This is a genomic window from Kitasatospora sp. NPDC054795, from assembly GCF_053611565.1.
The window spans coordinates 1-3,411 of record NZ_JBSHAP010000270.1; the positions used below are offsets into that span (position 1 = coordinate 1).

3 protein-coding genes, 1 tRNA gene, 1 other RNA gene and 1 pseudogene are annotated in these 3,411 nt (G+C 69.6%); 4 read left to right on the forward strand and 2 right to left on the reverse strand.

Annotation, left to right across the window (positions count from 1 at the left end):
* Nucleotides 1–234: pseudogene (locus ACWGJO_RS41270) on the forward strand (hypothetical protein); the annotation flags it as partial.
* 177 nt (nucleotides 235–411) lie between these two features.
* Here ACWGJO_RS41270 and ACWGJO_RS41275 read toward each other — a convergent pair.
* Complete coding sequence (locus ACWGJO_RS41275) at nucleotides 412–783, reverse strand: DUF5994 family protein (RefSeq protein ID WP_452190921.1); 372 nt, start codon at nucleotides 781–783, stop codon at nucleotides 412–414.
* 349 nt (nucleotides 784–1,132) lie between these two features.
* Between ACWGJO_RS41275 and ACWGJO_RS41280 the strand changes: the two genes are divergently transcribed.
* Nucleotides 1,133–1,561, forward strand: a complete 429-nt coding sequence (locus tag ACWGJO_RS41280) for a CBS domain-containing protein (protein ID WP_452190922.1) — start codon at nucleotides 1,133–1,135, stop codon at nucleotides 1,559–1,561.
* Between the two features lie 156 nt (nucleotides 1,562–1,717).
* On the opposite strand, the gene ACWGJO_RS41285 is transcribed toward ACWGJO_RS41280, so the two are convergent.
* A tRNA-Ser gene (locus tag ACWGJO_RS41285) sits at nucleotides 1,718–1,802 on the reverse strand.
* 107 nt (nucleotides 1,803–1,909) lie between these two features.
* On the opposite strand from ACWGJO_RS41285, the gene ffs reads away from it, so the two are divergent.
* Both ffs and ACWGJO_RS41295 read left to right on the forward strand, forming a co-directional pair.
* Nucleotides 1,910–2,006: signal recognition particle sRNA small type (gene ffs, locus ACWGJO_RS41290), an RNA gene on the forward strand.
* A 67-nt stretch (nucleotides 2,007–2,073) separates the two neighbouring features.
* The coding region (locus ACWGJO_RS41295; protein ID WP_452190923.1) for a DNA polymerase III subunit gamma and tau at nucleotides 2,074–3,411 on the forward strand (1,338 nt) is incomplete at its 3' end.

Sequence of the window (3,411 nt, forward strand, 5' to 3'; positions counted from 1 at the left end):
CTGGATCAGACCGCTGAAGAGCGATCTTTCCGTCCAGGACACATCCAGGTGCGAGATCGCGAAGGGTTCACCCAATTGGGCAACAGGGTCATCGACGGCTGGTACAACACCCGCCGCATCCAAAAGCGTCTCGGCTGGCTCAGCCCCGACGAGTACGAGGCGAAGTACTACGCCAACCAGGCGACGGCCAAACCCGTGACCACCGAACCACCCACACCCGCTCTGACCAGCTAATCAGCACCTCCCGCACAACGGGGGAAGCTCAAGTGTGGCCGGAATGCCAGTCGGAACTGCCGGCTGATTGGGGATGAAGCGCACATGGTGGGCCCCACGTCGCAGATCCGTCTCTGACCATGGCGGCTACCCGTTGCGTCCAGGGCGACACGGATCGGACGGGGTCTGGTCGGCTGATCAGCCGAGCAGGAGTTCGGCGGCCGGGGTGTGATTGCCGGTCGCCGCAGCCCCGGCCATCGCCGACGAGGCAGTCCGCGAATCGGTGCCGGGCGGCACCACCAAGAGCAGGAAGTGGTCCTGGAACCCCCGCGTGATGCTGATCGTCGCGTCGCTGCCCGTGAACCAGCCGATCCTGATCATCAGGCCGTTGACCACAACGGAACGGGGCGCTTCGCGCCAGGATGCAGTGTCGAGGCCGATCCGGACGATCCGGCCCAGGTGGGCGCCGAGTGCGGTGATCAGGTCAGGGAGCTCAGCCGGCAGGTGACTGGAGCGGGGCCACCACGCCCCGTCGAACATCCCGTCCCGCGACATCGTCGGTTCCAGCATCAGGCGTGGCAGCAGCGGAGCGCCGGGCACGGACCACGACCCGGGCGAGGAAGGGGTGGGGATGGGTATCGGCATCATGTCGGGCCGCCCGTCCGGTCCGTAAGGGACCTGTCATACCTAGGGCGACACCAGCGCGAATAGCGGTATGCGGAATGTCCTCGGTTGTCTCCCGCCGTACTCCGCCGTACTCCGCCGTACTCCGCGGCAGCCTGCCACGGGCCGCGAAGCCCAGGAGTAGGCTCGAAGACATCCAGGGCATTTCGTATTCCGGTACCAGTTCCGGCTTCGTTCTGGGTGAAGGATGTTCCGGGCAGCCACGGCTGCCCGGAGACGGGCAACGGTGAACACCGTGACCACTCATTCTCCGCACCCGGCACGGCCCGGACACGGCCTCACGGTCGCCGACGCCATGGACCCGTGCGACTACCAGATAGCCGACGACAGCACGGTCGACCAGGCCGACGACATCCTCCGCAGTGCCCACATCGACTACCTGGTCGTCCGCGACCACAACGGCCGGTGCGAAGGACTGGTCACCCGCACCGGACTCCACCCCTTCCTGACCCGCTCCTGGTACACCGAGCGGACCGCCGTCAGCACCGCCGCGCACCAGCGCGGACCGTTCGCCTGGCCGACCATGGGTCTGTCGCTGGCTGCGATCGCGATGCGGGTCAGGCGACTGGCCGTCTGGCCCGTCGTCGACGACGACGGCTACCTCCTCGGCGTCCTCACCGCGAACCGTGCGGCGGGAGTCCTGGACGCGGTCACCACCCCGTGAGCCCGTAGGTCACAGCCGAAGGTGCCTCCCGAAGCGTCCCAGCGGGTGTTCGTGGCGGCCGTTCGGACGAAGTGAGACCAAAACTGAGACCACGACATGAAGAAGGTCCCGACCGGAAACCCGGTCGGGACCTTCAACTGCCCTACTGGGCAAGGGCGGAGGATACGAGATTCGAACTCGTGAGGGGTTGCCCCCAACACGCTTTCCAAGCGTGCGCCCTAGGCCTCTAGGCGAATCCTCCGTGGGAGAGCTTAGTACATGTTTCGGGGTGGTCGCGACCACCTGTCCCGCAGGCGGAGGGATGGGGTGGCCTGTGGATCGTCGGGGCCGGGATCCGGTACTGTGGGGGTCAGCCCCTCGTGTGGCGTCATCTCTCTGAACCCCCCCAGGGCCGGAAGGCAGCAAGGGTAGGAGGGCTCTGGCGGGTGCACGGGGGGTCTTTGCGTTCCCGGGGCCGGGGTGAGGGGTGAGGGGCGACGCGTTTGTCGGTCCGTCCCGATATCGTCGGGGGTGTGTCCCTAGCCCTGTACCGCCGCTACCGCCCCGAGACCTTCGCGGAGGTCATCGGGCAGGAGCACGTGACCGCTCCGCTCCAGCAGGCCCTGCGCAACAACAGGGTCAACCACGCGTACCTGTTCAGTGGGCCGCGCGGCTGTGGAAAGACGACGAGCGCGCGCATCCTGGCCCGTTGCCTCAACTGTGAACAGGGGCCGACGCCGACGCCCTGCGGGGAGTGCCAGTCCTGCCGGGACCTCGCGACCGGCGGGCCCGGCTCGATCGACGTGATCGAGATCGACGCCGCCTCGCACGGTGGTGTGGACGACGCGCGCGAGCTGCGCGAGCGGGCGTTCTTCGCGCCGGTGCACAGCCGGTACAAGATCTTCATCCTGGACGAGGCGCACATGGTGACCTCGGCCGGCTTCAACGCGCTGCTCAAGGTCGTCGAGGAGCCGCCGGAGCACCTCAAGTTCATCTTCGCGACCACCGAGCCGGAGAAGGTGATCGGGACGATCCGGTCCCGGACGCACCACTACCCGTTCCGGCTGGTCCCGCCCGGCACGCTGCGCGACTACCTGGCGGAGGTGTGCGGCCGGGAGGGGATCCAGGTCGAGGACACCGTGTTCCCCCTGGTGGTGCGGGCGGGTGCCGGGTCGGTGCGTGACTCGATGTCGGTGATGGACCAGCTGCTGGCCGGGGCCGCCGAGGGCGGCGTCACCTACCAGATGGCCACGTCGCTGCTCGGCTACACCGACTCGGCGCTGCTGGACGAGGTGGTGGACGCCTTCGCCGCGCACGACGGGGCGACGGTGTTCCAGGTGGTCGACCGGGTGGTCGAGGGCGGGCACGACCCGCGCCGCTTCGTCACCGACCTGCTGGAGCGGCTGCGCGACCTGGTGATCCTGGCCACCGTGCCGGACGCCGGGGAGAAGGGGCTGATCGACGCCCCGGCCGACCGTGTCGCGGTGATGCAGGCGCAGGCGGACGCGTTCGGCGCGGCCGAGCTGAGCCGGGCCGCCGATATCGTCAACACCGGGCTGACCGAGATGCGCGGCAACGCGGCGCCCCGGCTGCAGCTGGAGCTGATCTGCGCCCGGGTGATGCTGCCGGGCGCCTACAGCGACGAGCTGTCGCTGCAGGCACGGCTGGACAAGCTGGAGCGACGGGCGGCGGCGGGCGGGTTCGCCGCGCCGATGGCGGCCCCGGTGGGCATGCCGATGACGGCCCCGGTGGCGGTCGCCCCGGCGGCGGCCGCGCCGGTGGGCGAGGTGCCGGTGGCGCCCGTCCCGGCCGCGCCCCCGGTGCAGGCCGCTCCCGTCCCGGCCGCGCCGCCCGTGCAGGCCGCGCCGCCC

Excerpts from the sequence above, each read along its gene's own strand:
- ACWGJO_RS41275 (WP_452190921.1), bottom strand. The coding sequence starts at position 783 with ATGCTGGAACCGACGATGTCGCGGGACGGGATGTTCGACGGGGCGTGG.